We start from the raw sequence: 698 nt of genomic DNA, 5'->3' as shown, positions 1-698 counted from the left end.
GCCGTGCCGGTCGTGTGACAGCAGCCCGTGGTCGAGCAGGCCCTGCGACAGCACGCGCACCGCGGCCTCATGGGCGTCGCGCTGGCGGCGGCCGGGCCGCGTCGCGGCCACCGCCACCTGCTGCGCCGCCAGCACCACGTCGTACAGCGCGCGCTGCGGCGCGGTGAAGCGGCCATCGGCGGGAAAGGTGCGGCTGATGTCGCTCGCATACCCGTCGAGCTCGCAGCCGGCGTCGACCAGGCACAGCTGGCCGGCGCGCAGCTCGCCGGGGCCGGCCGCGTGGTGCAGCACGCAGGCATTGCCGCCGGCCGCGACGATGCTGCCGTAGGCCGGCCCGCTCGCGCCATGGCGGCGGAACTCATGCAGCAGCTCGGCCTCGATCTCGTACTCGCGCACGGCAGCCGCCGGGTCGGCGCGGAAGCGCTGCCCGCACCAGTGCATCGCGCGCGCATGGGCGCCGGCGGAGATCGCCGCGGCACGGCGCATCGTCTCGATCTCGTCRCTGTCCTTGATCAGCCGCATCTCATCGACCAGCGGGCCGAGGTCGCGATGCACCGGCCCCTCGGCGCCGAGGCCGGCGCGGGTGCGTGCGCGCGCCAGCCAGCCGGGCAGGCGCTGGTCGATCGCGCTCGGCACGGTGAACAGCGTCCAGACATTGCGCACGCGGCCCATCAGCTCGGGCAGCAGCTCGTCGAGCC

Annotated in this window: 1 protein-coding gene; it reads right to left on the bottom strand. The window is 75.3% G+C overall.

Annotation, left to right across the window (positions count from 1 at the left end; all coding sequences use genetic code 11):
• A partial coding sequence (locus AC1D01_RS37445) for a M24 family metallopeptidase (protein ID WP_477874990.1) occupies positions 1 to 698 on the bottom strand: 698 nt, incomplete at both ends.

This window comes from Rhizobacter sp. P3_B12, assembly GCF_056402895.1.
Note: the sequence above shows the minus strand (reverse complement) of the source record. Positions and strands in the feature narration are given on the sequence as shown.